Annotated in this window: 17 protein-coding genes and 1 tRNA gene; 10 read left to right on the plus strand and 8 right to left on the minus strand. The window is 69.0% G+C overall.

What is annotated here, in order from left to right:
- Positions 1-132: 132 nt before the first annotated feature.
- The 5 genes from RSA25_RS09160 to pcnB are packed head-to-tail and all read right to left on the minus strand — an operon-like array spanning position 133 to position 4,017.
- Positions 133-450, minus strand: a complete 318-nt coding sequence (locus tag RSA25_RS09160; RefSeq protein WP_332808582.1) for a DUF5076 domain-containing protein — start codon at positions 448-450, stop codon at positions 133-135.
- Between the two features lie 12 nt (positions 451-462).
- Positions 463-1,305 (minus strand): pantoate--beta-alanine ligase, encoded by an 843-nt coding sequence (gene panC, locus RSA25_RS09165; RefSeq protein WP_332808583.1) that lies wholly within the window; start codon positions 1,303-1,305, stop codon positions 463-465.
- Positions 1,302-2,117, minus strand: coding sequence for a 3-methyl-2-oxobutanoate hydroxymethyltransferase (gene panB / locus RSA25_RS09170; protein WP_332808584.1), 816 nt, complete (start codon positions 2,115-2,117; stop codon positions 1,302-1,304). The genes panC and panB overlap by 4 nt, the downstream gene beginning before the upstream one ends.
- Positions 2,118-2,148: 31 nt before the next feature.
- On the minus strand, positions 2,149-2,637 hold the full coding sequence (gene folK, locus RSA25_RS09175) for a 2-amino-4-hydroxy-6-hydroxymethyldihydropteridine diphosphokinase (RefSeq protein WP_332808585.1): 489 nt from the start codon (positions 2,635-2,637) through the stop codon (positions 2,149-2,151).
- 3 nt (positions 2,638-2,640) lie between these two features.
- A complete protein-coding gene (gene pcnB, locus RSA25_RS09180) occupies positions 2,641-4,017 on the minus strand; it encodes a polynucleotide adenylyltransferase PcnB (protein WP_332808586.1) in 1,377 nt (458 codons plus the stop codon).
- A gap of 44 nt (positions 4,018-4,061) precedes the next feature.
- Here pcnB and RSA25_RS09185 point away from each other — a divergent pair.
- A tRNA-Glu gene (locus RSA25_RS09185) sits at positions 4,062-4,136 on the plus strand.
- Between the two features lie 63 nt (positions 4,137-4,199).
- On the opposite strand, the gene RSA25_RS09190 is transcribed toward RSA25_RS09185, so the two are convergent.
- Positions 4,200-5,621: a sugar porter family MFS transporter gene (locus tag RSA25_RS09190; RefSeq protein ID WP_332808587.1), complete on the minus strand. Its 1,422-nt coding sequence runs from the start codon at positions 5,619-5,621 to the stop codon at positions 4,200-4,202.
- Between the two features lie 201 nt (positions 5,622-5,822).
- Between RSA25_RS09190 and RSA25_RS09195 the strand changes: the two genes are divergently transcribed.
- Positions 5,823-6,722, plus strand: a complete 900-nt coding sequence (locus tag RSA25_RS09195) for an SMP-30/gluconolactonase/LRE family protein (protein WP_332808588.1) — start codon at positions 5,823-5,825, stop codon at positions 6,720-6,722.
- A gap of 108 nt (positions 6,723-6,830) precedes the next feature.
- Positions 6,831-7,154, plus strand: a complete 324-nt coding sequence (gene fdxA, locus RSA25_RS09200) for a ferredoxin FdxA (RefSeq protein WP_259204648.1) — start codon at positions 6,831-6,833, stop codon at positions 7,152-7,154.
- Positions 7,155-7,304: 150 nt separating this feature from the next.
- Here fdxA and RSA25_RS09205 read toward each other — a convergent pair whose 3' ends face one another.
- Both RSA25_RS09205 and dapA read right to left on the minus strand, forming a co-directional pair.
- A complete protein-coding gene (locus tag RSA25_RS09205; protein ID WP_332808589.1) occupies positions 7,305-7,820 on the minus strand; it encodes a hypothetical protein in 516 nt (171 codons plus the stop codon).
- Positions 7,821-7,847: 27 nt separating this feature from the next.
- Entirely contained in the window at positions 7,848-8,741 is an 894-nt protein-coding gene (gene dapA / locus RSA25_RS09210) for a 4-hydroxy-tetrahydrodipicolinate synthase (RefSeq protein WP_332808590.1), read from the minus strand.
- A gap of 163 nt (positions 8,742-8,904) precedes the next feature.
- Between dapA and RSA25_RS09215 the strand changes: the two genes are divergently transcribed.
- From RSA25_RS09215 to RSA25_RS09245, 7 genes are all read left to right on the plus strand, one after another.
- Complete coding sequence (locus RSA25_RS09215) at positions 8,905-9,465, plus strand: glycine cleavage system protein R (RefSeq protein WP_019183297.1); 561 nt, start codon at positions 8,905-8,907, stop codon at positions 9,463-9,465.
- A gap of 96 nt (positions 9,466-9,561) precedes the next feature.
- A complete protein-coding gene (locus RSA25_RS09220; RefSeq protein WP_332808591.1) occupies positions 9,562-10,041 on the plus strand; it encodes a peroxiredoxin in 480 nt (159 codons plus the stop codon).
- Between the two features lie 81 nt (positions 10,042-10,122).
- A complete protein-coding gene (locus tag RSA25_RS09225; RefSeq protein ID WP_332808592.1) occupies positions 10,123-11,520 on the plus strand; it encodes a PhoH family protein in 1,398 nt (465 codons plus the stop codon).
- Positions 11,517-12,023, plus strand: a complete 507-nt coding sequence (locus RSA25_RS09230) for a hypothetical protein (protein ID WP_332808593.1) — start codon at positions 11,517-11,519, stop codon at positions 12,021-12,023. The genes RSA25_RS09225 and RSA25_RS09230 overlap by 4 nt, the downstream gene beginning before the upstream one ends.
- A gap of 30 nt (positions 12,024-12,053) precedes the next feature.
- Positions 12,054-12,728, plus strand: a complete 675-nt coding sequence (locus RSA25_RS09235) for a YoaK family protein (RefSeq protein ID WP_332808594.1) — start codon at positions 12,054-12,056, stop codon at positions 12,726-12,728.
- Between the two features lie 74 nt (positions 12,729-12,802).
- Positions 12,803-13,612 carry a bifunctional hydroxymethylpyrimidine kinase/phosphomethylpyrimidine kinase gene (gene thiD / locus RSA25_RS09240; RefSeq protein ID WP_332808595.1) on the plus strand — a complete coding sequence of 270 codons (810 nt, stop codon included), beginning with the start codon at positions 12,803-12,805 and terminating at the stop codon, positions 13,610-13,612.
- The gene (locus RSA25_RS09245; RefSeq protein ID WP_332808596.1) at positions 13,609-14,448 is read left to right on the plus strand and encodes an alpha/beta fold hydrolase; all 840 of its coding nucleotides are present in this window, start codon (positions 13,609-13,611) and stop codon (positions 14,446-14,448) included. Before thiD ends, RSA25_RS09245 begins: the two co-directional genes overlap by 4 nt.
- Positions 14,449-14,564 lie beyond the last annotated feature (116 nt).

Consider the following 14,564-nt stretch of genomic DNA (forward strand, 5'->3'; position numbering starts at 1 on the left):
ACGGTAAAGGAAAGGCAAATTCTAGCACCCGCCGGATCGGCGACAGGGCCCGCCCACCCGGCGCCGGCCGGGGGCTGCCAACCGTTCAGCCAGCTGGCCCGCTGCCCGGACCCGGGCCGGCCTGACCTGCCCTCAACCGGGCGCGTCGGTGCCCGCCGCGCTTGCCGGCGAGGCAGGCTGGCCCACTTCGGCCAGGAAGTGGCCGATGATCGCCTCCAGCGGCTCGCCCGCATCGGCGCTGCCGCGCAGGCCGGCCATGGCCTCGGCCAGCTGGCGGGCGGTGTCGGCCAGGATCATCCCCCAGGCGCGCTCCTCGGCGATGCCCAGCACCTGCGCCTGCAGGCCCACCTTCATCGAGCAATGCAGGCCGCGCGAGGCCACCCACACCCGCAGCATTTCCACGGCGCGGTCATCGGCCAGCGCGGCCGGCGGAATGGGCTGCTCGTTCATCGGCTGGCGCGCTCAGAACTCGAGGTTGTCGATCAGCCGCGTGTTGCCGATGCGCGCGGCGATCAACGCCACGCGGGTGCCATCGCTGGCGTCGGCCGGCTCGGACAGGTCCGGCAGGCGCACCACCGCATAGTCCACCTGGAAACCAGCGGCCTGCAGGGCGGCGGTGGCGTCGGCCTCGATCGCGCCGCGTGACTTGCCGGCGATGAAGCCTTCGCGCATGCCAAGCAGCACCTGGTGGATGGTGGTGGACACCGGGCGCTGGGCGGCGTTGAGGTACTGGTTGCGCGAACTCATCGCCAGCCCGTCGGTCTCACGCACGATGTCCCCGCCCACGATCTGGATCGGGAAGGCCAGGTCTTCCACCATCTGGCGGATCACCGCCAGCTGCTGGTAGTCCTTCTTGCCGAAGGCGGCCACGTCCGGCTGCACCTGGTTGAACAGGCGCGAGACCACCGTGCAGACCCCATCGAAATGGCCCGGCCGGTGCGCCCCTTCCAGCAGCCCGCTGATGCCCGGCACGTTGACGCTGGCCGCCAGCTCGATGCCGAACGGGTACATCGATTCGACCGTGGGCAGCCACAGCACATCACAGCCGGCCTGCGCCAACCCGGAGGTGTCGGCTTCCGGCGTGCGCGGGTAGCGGGTGAAATCTTCGTTGGGGCCGAACTGGGTCGGGTTGACGAAGACACTGGAGACCACGCGGTCGGCGTACTGCCGCGCCAGCGTGACCAGCGAATAGTGGCCCGCATGCAGGTTGCCCATGGTGGGGACGAGCGCGACGCGCAGGCCCTCGCGCTTCCAGCCGTTGACGACGGCGCGCAGGCGGGACAGTTCGGTGACGGTTTCGATCATGAGGCGTAGGCGTGTTCTGCGTCGGGGAAGGAGCCGTCGCGGACCGCGTCGGCGTAGGCACGGACGGCACCGGCCACCGAACCGCCGTCGGCAAGGAAATCCTTGACGAACTTGGGTCGGCGATGGCCGCTGTCCAGGCCGAGGAAATCATGCAGCACCAGCACCTGGCCATCGCAGCCGGGGCCGGCACCGATGCCGATGGTGGGCACGCTGATGTCAGCGGTGACCTGGGTGGCCACCGGGGTGGGGACGCATTCGAGCACGACCAGGCTGGCACCGGCGGCGACCACGGCCTTGGCGTCCTCGCGCAGCTGCTGGGCGGCATCGCCGCGGCCCTGCACGCGGTAACCGCCCAGGCGCAGCACCGACTGCGGGGTCAGGCCCAGGTGCGAACACACCGGGATTTCGCGCTCCACCAGGTAACGGATGATGTCCAGCTTGAAGCCGGCACCTTCGATCTTGACCATCTCCGCGCCGGCCTGCAGCAGCCGCAGCGAGGCGTCCAGCGCGCGCTCGGGCGTGGCATCGGCACCGAACGGCAGGTCGGCCACCAGCAGCGCGCGCTGCAGCACGCGGGCCACCGCGCGGGTGTGGTAGACCATGTCATCGGTGGTGACCGGCAGGGTCGAGTCATGCCCCTGCACCACCATGCCCAGCGAGTCGCCGATCAGGATCAGGTCCACGCCGTTGGCATCGAAGGCCCGCGCGAAACCGGCGTCGTAGGCGGTCAACATCACCAGCTTCTGCCCCGTGCGCTTGGCCTCGGCCAATGCCGGGACGGTCCAGGGCTTGCTGTCTGCGTGGGTACTCATGAGCTGATAACCGGTGGCGATAAGCCCCGCATTATCCCCCTATTGGCGCGATCCCGCAGGCCTCGACCCGCATCACAGCATCCCGCACGCGGCCCTGCCCGGGAATCCACGCATCCGGCGCGATCTCGGCCAGCGGCAGCAGCGCGAACGCGCGCGCGTGCAGGTACGGATGCGGCACCTGCAACTGCGGCAGGTCGATGACCTGCTCGCCATACAGCAGCAGGTCCAGGTCCAGGGTGCGCGGTCCCCACTGCACGCCTGGATCGCGCACCCGGCCAAACCGGCGCTCGATCGCCAGCAGCGCGTCCAGCAGCGCCGGGCCGGGCAGCGTAGTGTCCAGCAGCGCGGCGGCATTGACGAACGCCGGCTGGTCCGGGTTGCCCCAGGCCGGGGTGCTGTAGAGCTGCGACTGCGCGCGCAACGTGGTGTGCGGCAGGGCGGCCAGCGCCTGGAACGCATCGCGCAGGGTCTGCGCGGCGTCCCCGAGGTTGGCGCCCAGCCCGATGCAGGCCTGGATCATGGCTTACTCGCCTGCCGCGCCCCCGCCCGGACGACGCCGGCGACGCCGCCGCTTGCGCGGTGCCCCGTCTTCGCCCTCGTCCTCGGCATGGGCGGCATCCAGTGCCGAATCCAGTTCCGGCCCGGACTGGATCTGCGCTTCGCGCCAGAACTCCACGTCGGCGCTGTGCTCGCTGGAGGCGACCTGGCGCAGCACCAGGAAATCGTAGGCGGCGCGGAAACGCGGATGGGTCAGCGTGCGGATCACCCGCTTGCGCTGGCGCGAGCCGAAGCGGCCCTGCAGCAGCCAGATTTCCTGCATGGGCAGGGAGAACCGGCGCGGCAGCGCGATGGTGGTCAGCTGGTGCAGGGTCACCCGGTCGGCGGCCCGGCGCTGTGCCTCTTCCAGCGCCACGCCCTGCTTCTGCAGGCTGGCCAGGGCACGGCAGAAGGCCGGCCACAGCAACAGTGCGAACAGGAACGACGGCGACACCGGCTCATCATTGGCCACGCGCAGGTCGGTGTTGTGCAGGCCCTCGATGACCATCCGGCGCAACGCGCCACTGCGGTTGCTGCGCAGTGCGGCGGCGCTTTCGGGGAACATCACCTCCAGCAGGCCGTAGCGTTCCAGGCCTTCGAAGCTGGCCACCCCGTGCCCGGACAGAAACAGCTTGAGCACTTCCTCGAACAGCCGTGCCGGCGCTGCTTCGGCCAGCAGGCCGGCAAGCCGCGGCAGCGGCTCGGCGCTGGCGTCGTCAATCTGGAAGCCGAGCTTGGCCGCCAGGCGCACCGCGCGCAGCATCCGCACCGGGTCTTCCTGGTAGCGTTTCTCCGGGTCGCCGATGAGTTTCATCAGGCGCGCCTGGACGTCCTCGAAGCCGCCGGTGTAGTCGCGCACCGAGAAATCCTCGATGGCGTAGTACAGGGCATTGCAGGTGAAGTCGCGGCGGATCGCGTCGTCTTCGATGCTGCCGTAGACGTTGTCGCGGACCAGCATGCCGTTTTCCATCTCGCGGTCGCCGCTGCCGTCATCGATGTTGGCGCGGAAGGTGGCCACTTCGATGATTTCGCGGCCGAACACGACATGGGCGAGCCGGAAGCGGCGGCCGATCAGGCGGCAGTTGCGGAACAGCTGCTTGACCTGTTCGGGCGTGGCGTCGGTGGCCACGTCGAAGTCCTTGGGGTTGCCGCCGACCAGCAGGTCGCGCACGGCGCCCCCCACCAGGTAGCCGGAGAACCCGGAATCACGCAGCCGGTACAACACGCGCAGGGCGTTGGGGCTGATGTCCTTGCGGGAGATGGTGTGCTGATCGCGCGGAATCACGCGCAGGCTGAACGGTGATGTAGCAGAAGAATTGATGTTGGCGCTTCCGGTTGAGTTTTCGGGATTGCCCAATGGCATCTAGGTCCATATACTAGCGCGCTGCGCAGTTCGCGACAAAGTCTGCTCCCTTCGTCTAGAGGTTAGGACGTGGCCCTCTCAAGGCTAAAACAGGGGTTCGAGTCCCCTAGGGAGCACCAGTCGCGGTGCAGGAAGCCAAAAACCCCGCCCCGGCGGGGTTTTTGCGTTGTGGGCGCGGCCCCTCACCCCTCCATCTGCTCCAGCTCCCGGCCCTTGGTCTCGCGCACGTAGCGCAGCACGAAGAAGATCGAGACGACCGCGGCCACCGTGTAGATGCCATAGGCCCCGGCCAGGCCGATCCCGGTGAGCAGCACCGGGAAGCTGACGGTGATGGCGAAATTGGCGCTCCACTGGGCCGCCCCGGCCACGGCCAGGCCCGGGCCCCGGATCTGGTTGGGGAACATCTCCCCCAGCATGACCCACATCACCGGGCCCCAGGACATGTTGAAGAACACCACGTAGACGTTGGCCGCCACCAGCGCCAGCCGCCCCATGCCCTCGGACAGCTGCAGCCGCCCCGCGTCCAGGTGGCCGCTGGCGAAGGCCACGGTGACCAGCGCCAGCGACACGGCCATGCCCAGCGAGCCGACCCACAGCAGCGGCCGCCGGCCGATCCGGTCGATCAGCACGATGGTCAGCAGGCAGGCGCCGATGCTCAGGCCGCCGGACAGCACGTTGATCAGCAGGGCGTCGTTCTCCGAGAAGCCCACCGCCTGCCACAGCACCGCGCCGTAATAGAAGACCACGTTGATGCCGACCAGCTGCTGGAACACCGCCAGCCCGATGCCGATCCAGACGATGCGACGCAGCCGGCCACTGGCCTTGTCCACCAGGTCGGAGAACCGTGGCCGGTGCTGGTCACCGGCCAGCGAGCCCTCGATCTCGGCCAGCTTGGCCGTGGCCTCCTCACTCCCATACAGCCGGGTCAGCACCGCCATCGCCTGGGCCCGGCGCCCCTTCACCACCAGGTAGCGCGGGCTCTCGGGGATGCGCAGCAGCAGCACCAGGAACAGGCCCGAGGGCAGCGCCTGCATCCAGAACATCCAGCGCCATGCCGCCTGGCCCAGCCACAGCGCCTCGGTGGACGCACCGGCGGCGCGGGCCAGCAGGAAGTTGCTCAGGAAGGCGCAGAACAGCCCGCTGATGATCGCCATCTGCTGCAGCGTGGCCAATCGCCCGCGGTAACGCGCCGAGGCGACCTCGGCGATGTAGGCCGGGGACATCACGCTGGCCGCCCCCACCGCAAAGCCGCCCACCACGCGCGCCAGCACGAACACCGCCGAGCTGTCCGCCGCGCCCGCCCCCAGCGCCGACAGCAGGAACATCACCGCGGCGATGATCAGCACCCCGCGGCGGCCGAGCCGATCGCCGAGCCAGCCGGCCAGGAAGGCGCCAAAGGCACAGCCGAGCAGCATCGAGGCCACTTCGAAGCCGATCCCGGCCTGGCTGGACTGGAAGGTCTGCTTGAGTCCGTCCACGGTGCCGTTGATCACGCCGCTGTCGAAGCCGAACAGGAAGCCGCCCAGGGTGGCCACGCCACTGATGAGGACGATGAAGCCGGTGTTCTCGCCGCTGGCGACAGATCGGGGAAGCGCTGTGGACATGCTTGCACCTTGCCGGAGGAATCAGGACGGTCGCCAGCCGCGCGACCACGGGATGGCCGCAGCGTCGCACAGGTCCGCCCCGCAACACCATGCCGGCGGTCGTGCACGGCCCGCCCGGCCATCGCCGTGCGCCCCTGCGCACGCCGGCTTGCGCGCCACGCTGGCAGAATGCCCGCCCCCTGCCCGCGATCCCCTGCCCCGATGACGCCTGCCGCCACCCCCACCCTGCTGGTCGACAGCCGCTGCACCCATGGCGAAGGCGCCCTGTGGTCGCCCCGCCACCGCTGCCTGTTCTGGGTGGATATCAGCGAGCGCCGCCTGTGGCAGTACCTGCCCGCCGACAACCGCCATCGCAGCTGGACCCTGCCCGACCGCCCCGGCTGCCTGGCCGAGGGCGAGGACGGCACGCTGCTGGTGGCGCTGGCCGGCTCGCTGCAGCGCGTCCAGTTCGATGCGGCCGGCGAGCACCTGCACTGCCAGTGGCTGGCCGACGTGCAACCCGAACAGCCCACCACGCGCAGCAACGACGGCCGCACCGACCGCGCCGGCAACCTGGTGTTCGGCACCATGAACGAAGACCCGGCGCGGCAGCCGCTGGGGCGCTTCTACCAGTACAGCGCGCGCCACGGCCTGCGCCCGCTGGACCTGCCCGGCGTGGTGATTCCCAACGCCATCTGCTTCAGCCCCGATGGCGCCACCCTGTACTACGCCGACTCGGTGCGCCCGGAGATCTGGTGCTGCGACTACGACGCCGAGCAGGCACGCTGCCAGCGCCCGCGCCGTTTCGCACGGCTGGACGATCCGCGCTGGGAGCCGGACGGGGCGATCATCGATGCCGATGGCGGCCTCTGGAATGCGCAGTGGCGCGCCGCCCGCGTGGTGCGCTACGGCCGCGACGGTCAGGTCGAGCAGGTGATCCCGATGCCGGTGGCCAACCCCACCTGCATGGCCTTGGGTGGCATCGGGCTGACCACCCTGATGGTGACCAGCTCGCGCCTGGACCACAGCCCCGACGCGCTGGCCGCCAGCCCGCATGCCGGCGGCGTGTTCGCCATGGAGACCGGCATCAAGGGGCTGGTGGACGCGCCGTTCCGCTGGTGATCCGCGCCCGCCAGCCCTGTCCCGCCCGCGCCAGGTGAGATCCAATCCCGCGCCGACGGCCAACCTGTTCTAGAATTGTCCGGCTTACTGTCGGATTCAGATCCAGCCATGCCTTTTGTCGTTACCGAAAACTGCATCAAGTGCAAACACACCGATTGCGTGGAAGTGTGCCCCGTGGATTGCTTCCACGAAGGCCCCAACTTCCTGGTGATCGACCCGGATGAGTGCATCGACTGCACCCTGTGCGAACCGGAATGCCCGGTCAACGCGATTTTCCCCGAAGACGACGTGCCCGCCGGGCAGGAAGTGTTCGTGGGCCTCAACGCCGAGCTGGCCAAGGCCTGGCCGGTGCTGACCGTGCGCAAGGACCCGCCCGCCGACGCCGGCGACTGGGATGGCAAGCCGGACAAGCTGCCCCTGCTGGAGCGCTGAGCCTCCACGGCATCGAGCAAACAAGAAGGGCGCCATGGGCGCCCTTTTTGCGTGCCTGACCAGACACCCGCCGGTGCCAGCCGCTGGCCGGCCGCTGCCGGGCCCAACGCCTTCAGGCGTCGGACCCGCCCGGACGGCCGCCGGCGTCCCTTACGGCGCCAGCTTGGCCTTCAGCTCGGCCAGCAGCTTGGTCGGGGCAGCGCCGGAGGCCGGCAGGCCACGCGGATCGACGGCGGACACGTAGGCACCGGCTTCCACGCCGACCACGCGGACCAGGAAGTCACTGCCTTCATAGGCCACGTCGTAGGAGCCCAGCAGCTGGGCCTTGCTGGCGATCTTCACGCCGGCCACCGTTTCCAGCGCGGTGCCGACCTTGCCGAACACCTCGTCCTTGCTGCCCGGCACGGTGAACCCGGCCGCATTGGCCGGCGTGGCGGACGCCGCCGGGGCGGCGGGACGGGCCTGGGAGGCCAGCACCGGCACCTGGGCGCCCGCGGCGCTGCCGGGGACGGTCAGGTCCGGCGGCACTTCCAGCGGGCGCATTTCCGGGGCCAGCGCATAGTCGCCCTTGGCGCCGCGCTTGAAGCAGCCGGTGGTCCCCACGAGGGTGGCGGTGGCCAGGATCGCGAAGGACAGGACGCGGATGGCGGAAACGGATTGACGCATGTGGATCTCCTGGGTGACCACTGTCGATCAGTGGTTGGATAGTGCTTCCAGCGCACCGATATCGGTGGCCAGGTGTTCGGCAGCGGCGTGGTGGGCCGCGGACAGGGACAGCAGCGGCAGGCGCAGGCCATGGCCGATGCCGATCCGCTGCAGCAGCGCCTTGACCGGGATCGGGTTGGGCTCCACCCCGCAGAAATCATGGAAGGGCGTCAGCCGGGCATCCCAGGCCTCGGCCGCCTCGCGCTCGCCGGCGGCGGCCAGCGCGCACATCCGCCGGTAGGCGCCGGGCAGCACGTTGGACCCCACCGAGACCAGCCCATCCATGCCGGACAGGATGGAGCGTGCGGCAGTGCCGTCATCGCCACTGAGCACGGCGAAATCGGCCGAGCGCAGCGCCAGCAGCGCCTGCACCCGGCCCAGGTCACCCACCGCTTCCTTGATCCCGACGATCCCGGGGTGGGCGGCCAGCGTGGCCACGGTCTCCGGCAGCATGTCGCAGCCGGTGCGCCCGGGCACGTTGTACAGCACCACCGGCAGCCCACCCTGCTCGGCCACCGCGCGGTAGTGCGCGATCAGCCCGGCCTGGGTGGGGCGCACGTACGGCGGGGTCACCACCAGCGCATGGGTGGCGCCGTTGGCGGCCGCCCGGCGGGTGTGTTCGATGGTTTTGGCCGTGCCCGACTGGCCGGTACCGGCCAGCACCGGAACGCGCCCACCCACGGTGTTGACCGCGCTGCGCAGCAGCTGGTCATATTCATCGTCGGACAGGGTCGCGGCCTCGCCGGTCGAACCGGCCACCACCACCCCGTGAACACCACCCTCCAGTTGCAGGTGCAGCAGGCGCTGCCAACCGTCGGGATCCAATGCGCCATCGGCCTTGAAAGGCGTGGCCAGCGCGGTGATGAGACCGGAAAGGGACAAGGAAACGTTGCTCGGAAGAAAGGGGGCACCCGGGCAGCGTAAACGCCGGCCGGATGTACGTTGCATGTTACTTGCGGGTCGAAAGCACGGGCAAGTATGCTGGACTCCGGCGAACGTGCCGTCGTCGGCCGTTCAGACTCACCTTGCATCACCCGGAACCCCCTTGACCGACACCACGCCGCGGCCTGCGCCGACCGAAAACCATCTCCTGATCAACGCCTATACGACGCATCCGGAGTCCCCCCTGCTGCCCGTCACCCGGCGTATCGCCGACAGCGGCTGCAACCTGGTCGATGCGCGCCTGGCCACCGTCGGCCGCGACGTCTCGGTCACCGCCCTGGCCACCGGCTCGTGGGATTCGGTGGCCAAGCTGGAAGCCATGCTCACCCGGCTGGAGCGCGAGGAAGGCCTGAAGCTGGTGTGGTACCGCACCGGCGCCAAGCAGGCCCAGTCCAACCTGCTGCCCTACATCGTGGAAGTGATCGCCGCCGACAAGCCGGGGATCCTGTTCCAGCTGGCCGATTTCTTCGACCGCCAGGGCATCACCATCGAAAACCTGCAGAGCACCCGCTACCGCGCCATGCAGACCGGGGCGGAGATGTTCTCCGCGCAGGTCACCATCGGGGTGCCGGCCAACATGCACATCGCCGCGTTGCGCGACGATTTCCTCGAGTTCTGCGACCACCTGAACCTGGACGCGATCATGGACCCGATGAAGTTCTGATCTTTCGCGCGTTCGTCACGGGCGCGCGATGTTTCATGCAAGTGCAGTGACGCACCGCTGTAACAGCTTTGCCCCAGGCTCCGGAAAAAGGACCTCATGAACATCGGCGACACCCTGGACAGATCCACCCTCGACCTCCCGCTGGCGCTGTCCGGCGGCGACACCACCACCCTCGGCGCGCTCGCCGGCAAGTGGCAGGTGCTGTACTTCTACCCCAAGGACAGCACCCCGGGCTGCACCACCGAAGGCCTGGACTTCAACGCCCTGCTGCCACAGTTCAAGCACCTCGGCGCGCAGGTCTTCGGCATCTCCCGCGACTCGGTCAAGTCCCACGACAACTTCTGCGCCAAGCAGGGCTTCGCCTTCCCGCTGATCAGCGATGGCGATGAAGCCCTGTGCAGCGCTTTCGACGTGATCAAGCTCAAGAACATGTATGGCAAGCAGGTGCGCGGCATCGAGCGCAGCACCTTCCTCATTTCGCCAGACAGTCGTATCGTGCAGGCGTGGCGCAAGGTGAAAGTCGCCGGCCACGCAGACACCGTCCTTGAAGCCCTGAAGGCCGCGAAAACCCAGTGACCAACCCGGCACCCCCAATGGCCATCACCCTGCCTCGCAGGCCGTGATGGCTTGTCCCTGTTCTGCCACCAGGAAATGACGATGACCCGAGGCAAGCGCATCTACGTTCTGGATACCAACGTGCTGATGCACGATCCGACCGCGCTGTTCAAGTTCGAGGAGCATGATGTCTACCTGCCGATGCAGGTGATCGAAGAGCTGGACAACGGCAAGAAGGGCACCACCGAGGCCAGCCGCAACGCCCGCCAGGTCAGCCGTTTCCTCAACGAGCTGGTGCAGGCCTCCGGCCTGGACAACCTGGCCGACGGCATCCCGCTGCAGCGCCCCAACGGCCTGCAGCTGCGCGGCAAGCAGAGCGTGGGCCTGCTGCGCTTCCAGACCAGCCACTTCGATGCGGGCAAGAGTTTCGGCGCTGTCATCCCCGACAACGCCATCCTCGGCGCGATCCTGGCGCTGAAGGAACAGATTCCCGAGATCCCGGTGGTGTTCGTCTCCAAGGACATCAACCTGCGGATCAAGGCCGCCATCGCCGGGATCGTGTCCGAAGACTACGAGAACGACCGCGCGCTGGACGATTTCAGCCTGCTCTACACCGGCGCCACCGAGCTGCCGGAAGATTTCTGGAAGAAGCACACCGACAACCTGCGCAGCTGGAGCGACAAGGGCCGCACCAGTTACGAAATCATCGCCAGCGAAGACGAGAACTGGCATCCCAACCAGTACGCCTACCTGCCCGGCGATGACGAGGTGGAACTGCGGGTGGCCAAGGTCGACGGCGACAAGGTCACCCTGTCGCTGGTCAACGACTTCCGCCACGGCAGCCACGCGGTGTGGGGCATCAGCGCGCGCAACCGCGAACAGAACTTCGCGCTCAACGCCCTGATGGACCCGGAGATCGATTTCGTCACCCTGCTCGGCACCGCCGGCACCGGCAAGACGCTGCTGGCGCTGGCCGCGGGCCTGGCCCAGACCATGGACCAGCAGCGCTACCGCGAGATCATCATGACCCGCGCCACGGTCAGCGTGGGCGAGGACATCGGCTTCCTGCCGGGCACCGAAGAAGAAAAAATGACCCCGTGGATGGGCGCGCTCACCGACAACCTGGAAGTGCTCACCCACACCCAGGAAGGCGGCGCATGGGGCCGCGCAGCCACCAACGACCTGATCGCCAGCCGGATCAAGATCCGTTCGCTGAACTTCATGCGCGGCCGCACGTTCCTGTCGCGCTACCTGATCCTGGATGAAGCACAGAACCTCACCCCCAAGCAGATGAAGACCCTGATCACCCGTGCCGGCCCCGGCACCAAGATCGTCTGCCTGGGCAACGTCGAACAGATCGACACCCCATACCTGACCGAGACCACCTCGGGCCTGACCTACGCGGTGGACCGCTTCAAGAACTGGCCGCACAGCGCGCACGTCACGCTGCGTCGTGGCGAACGCTCGCGCCTGGCCGATTACGCTTCGGAGGTGTTGTGAACCGTTCCCTGCTCCGTGCCGTCCTGCCGCTGGCGCTCGCTGCGCTGGCGGCCGCCTGCACCCCGGCCAATACGCGGCCGGGGGCGCAGATTCCCACCACGATCAAGACCGGCCAGTCCTGGGTGGTGACCCGTCCGATCGTCGCCGCCCAGGTGCTCGATACCTGCTCGCGCGACAGCCCCGGCCGCGAGGCCGGGCGGGTCACCGGCTACTGGGCGCCCAGCCGCAAGGACGTAGAACAGCTGGAAGCCGCCCTGCCCTCGCTGGAGGCGCAGGTACCCAGGGTGGTGGACTTCGACCGCCAGTACGTGGGCATCGAGATGGCCGGCCGCAAGCTGATCTACCTCAACGCCTTCCACCTGCCCGATACGGCCGACATCGACCCGGCCCGCGAGGCGATCCGGGTCTGCGACGGCGGCGCGCAGTTCTGGGGCGCGGTGTTCGACCCGGCCAGCAACGCCTTCTCGGACGTGCGTTTCAACGGGGCCCTCGGCGGCCCCTGAGCCTGCCGTGGCCACGTCCCTGCGCGCTCGATGAGCATCCGCCTGCCCACGTGGGTGTGGATGGGCGCGATCGCGCTGTCGTGCGTGGCCGGGATGGTCAACGTGGTCGGCTTCCTGGGCTTCGAGCACCAGGCCGTGAGCCACATGACCGGCACCACCAGCCAGCTCGGCATGGCGCTCGCGCACGGCGACTGGCGCGTGGCCGGTCACCTGTGGGGCCTGCTCATCGCGTTCTGCCTGGGCGCGGTGATCAGCGGCATGCTCATCCAGGACAGCACCCTGCAGCTGGGCCGTCGCTACGGCGTGGTGCTCACGCTGGAATCGCTCCTGCTGCTGGTGGCCATCCCGTTGTTCAAGCAGCAACAGATCTGGGGTGCGCTGGCCGCGGCGATGGCCTGCGGCCTGCAGAACGCGATGGCCACCACCTTCAGCGGTGCGGTGGTGCGCACCACCCATCTCAGCGGCATGTTCACCGACCTGGGCATCGGCCTGGGCCACCTGCTCCGTGGCCTGCCCCTGCCGATCCGCCGCCTCACCCTGAGCGGGTTGATCATCAGCGGCTTCCTGGCCGGCGGCATCGTGGGCGCGTGGCTGTTTCTGCGCGTGGGCTACGACGCCCTGCTCGCCCCGGCGCTGCTGACCGGCGGCACCGGGCTGGGCCATGTGCTCTACCGGCAATGGGTGCTGCTGCGCCGCCGATCGTGAGCGGACCGGGGAATGAGGTTGCCGGCCAGCGGCCGGCACTACCGGGATGCGGGGCACCCCGGCACAATCGTGGCATGAGCCCTTCCACCCCCGTGTCCGCCCTGACCATCGCCGGCTCCGATTCCGGCGGTGGCGCCGGCATCCAGGCCGACCTCAAGGCCTTTGCCGCCCATCGCGTGCATGGGCTGTCGGCGATCGCTGCCTTGACCGCGCAGAACACCCGCGGCGTCACCGCCGTGCACGTTCCGCCGCTGGACTTCCTGCAGGCGCAGATCGAGGCCTGCTTCGCCGACTTCGACATCCACGCGGTGAAGCTGGGCATGCTCGCCAACGCCGAGGTGATCGGCGTGGTCGCCGATGCGCTGGAGAAGCACCGCCCCACCTACGTGGTGCTCGATCCGGTGATGGTGGCCACCAGCGGTGCCAAGCTGCTGGAAGACAGCGCCCTGCAGGCCCTGCGTACGCGCCTGCTGCCGCTGGCCACGCTGCTGACGCCCAACATTCCCGAAGCCGAGCTGCTGCTCGGCCGATCGATCCGCACCGCCGAGCAGGCCGAGGCGGCCGCCGCCGCCCTGCTGGATCTCGGCGCCGGCGCGGTGCTGCTCAAGGGCGGCCACCTGCAGGAAGGCGCGCGCGTGGTGGACCGCTATGTCGACGGCGTGACCGATGAAGCCTTCATCCATGCGCGCCTGCCGGTGGATGCGCACGGCACCGGCTGCACGCTGGCCTCGGCGATCACCGCGCAGCTGTGCCAGGGCCTGTCGCTGCCCAATGCCTGCGAGGCGGCCATCGATTACGTCGCCCGCGGCCTGCACGCCGGTTACTACCCCGGCCGCAGCGAGGTGCTGGTGATCGACCACTTCGGCGCCGCGCGGCCGGCATGATCCAGGCCCTCGCACTGCCGATCGTCGCCGCCGACGGCCACCGTTTCGAGTTGCTCGCCCGCGTTCCGGCGCAGCCGCGCGTGCGCCTGCTGTGGTTGCCGGCGCTGGGCGTGGCCGCGCGCCACTACCTGCCGCTGGCCGATGCGCTGGCCGCGCGCGGCGTGGCCGTATTCCTGCACGAATGGCGCGGCAACGGCAGCAGCAGCCTGCGGCCCTCGCGCCACCAGGACTGGGGTTACCGGGAGATCCTGGCGAATGATCTGCCGGCCAGCCTGGCCGCCTTCGAGACAACGCCCGCCGCCGAGACCCTCATCGGCGGGCACAGCCTCGGCGGTCAGTTGGCGTGCTGTTTCGCCGGCCAGCATCCCCTGCACTTCCAGCGGCTGTGGCTGGTCGCCAGCGGCACGCCCTACTGGCGCACCTTCCCGCCGCCACGCGGCTGGACGCTGCCGTTGATCTATCGCTTCCTGCCGTGGCTGGCGCAGCGCCAGGGCGTGCTGCACGGCCGCCGGCTCGGGTTCGGCGGCACCGACGCGCGCGGGCTGATCCGCGACTGGGCGCGGGTGGGGCTGAACAACCATTACGCCGGCGTGGGCATTAGTGCGGACCTGGAAGCGGGCATGCAGGCCCTGCCTGCGCAGGCGACGGCAGTGGTGATGGCCGATGACTGGCTGGCCCCGCCCGGTTCGATGCAGGGCCTGCTGGCCAAGCTGCCGCAGTCGCGCACCTCGCTCAGCGTGCTGTCGGCAACAGCCCTTGGCACGCGTGCCGATCACTTCGCCTGGATGAAGTCCCCGCAGGCCGTGGTGGACGCGCTTTTTCATTCATTTGAATGAAGTTCTTCACAAAGGCGTTGACGAATGCGACCTGCATCCGCATAATTCCGCTCCTGTTGACGCGCCCGTAGCTCAGTTGGATAGAGTACCTGGCTACGAACCAGGCGGTCGGGAGT

This window comes from Stenotrophomonas sp., assembly GCF_036662295.1.
Taxonomy (GTDB): Bacteria; Pseudomonadota; Gammaproteobacteria; order Xanthomonadales; family Xanthomonadaceae; genus Stenotrophomonas.

What these genes read in the sequence shown, in the direction of transcription:
- RSA25_RS09160 (WP_332808582.1), bottom strand. Translation starts at nt 450, where the DNA reads ATGAACGAGCAGCCCATTCCGCCGGCCGCGCTGGCCGATGACCGCGCC.
- panC (WP_332808583.1), bottom strand. Translation starts at nt 1,305, where the DNA reads ATGATCGAAACCGTCACCGAACTGTCCCGCCTGCGCGCCGTCGTCAAC.
- panB (WP_332808584.1), bottom strand. Translation starts at nt 2,117, where the DNA reads ATGAGTACCCACGCAGACAGCAAGCCCTGGACCGTCCCGGCATTGGCC.
- folK (WP_332808585.1), bottom strand. Translation starts at nt 2,637, where the DNA reads ATGATCCAGGCCTGCATCGGGCTGGGCGCCAACCTCGGGGACGCCGCG.
- pcnB (WP_332808586.1), bottom strand. Translation starts at nt 4,017, where the DNA reads ATGCCATTGGGCAATCCCGAAAACTCAACCGGAAGCGCCAACATCAAT.
- RSA25_RS09190 (WP_332808587.1), bottom strand. Translation starts at nt 5,621, where the DNA reads ATGTCCACAGCGCTTCCCCGATCTGTCGCCAGCGGCGAGAACACCGGC.
- RSA25_RS09195 (WP_332808588.1), top strand. Translation starts at nt 5,823, where the DNA reads ATGACGCCTGCCGCCACCCCCACCCTGCTGGTCGACAGCCGCTGCACC.
- fdxA (WP_259204648.1), top strand. Translation starts at nt 6,831, where the DNA reads ATGCCTTTTGTCGTTACCGAAAACTGCATCAAGTGCAAACACACCGAT.
- RSA25_RS09205 (WP_332808589.1), bottom strand. Translation starts at nt 7,820, where the DNA reads ATGCGTCAATCCGTTTCCGCCATCCGCGTCCTGTCCTTCGCGATCCTG.
- RSA25_RS09220 (WP_332808591.1), top strand. Translation starts at nt 9,562, where the DNA reads ATGAACATCGGCGACACCCTGGACAGATCCACCCTCGACCTCCCGCTG.
- RSA25_RS09225 (WP_332808592.1), top strand. Translation starts at nt 10,123, where the DNA reads ATGACCCGAGGCAAGCGCATCTACGTTCTGGATACCAACGTGCTGATG.
- RSA25_RS09235 (WP_332808594.1), top strand. Translation starts at nt 12,054, where the DNA reads ATGAGCATCCGCCTGCCCACGTGGGTGTGGATGGGCGCGATCGCGCTG.
- thiD (WP_332808595.1), top strand. Translation starts at nt 12,803, where the DNA reads ATGAGCCCTTCCACCCCCGTGTCCGCCCTGACCATCGCCGGCTCCGAT.
- RSA25_RS09245 (WP_332808596.1), top strand. Translation starts at nt 13,609, where the DNA reads ATGATCCAGGCCCTCGCACTGCCGATCGTCGCCGCCGACGGCCACCGT.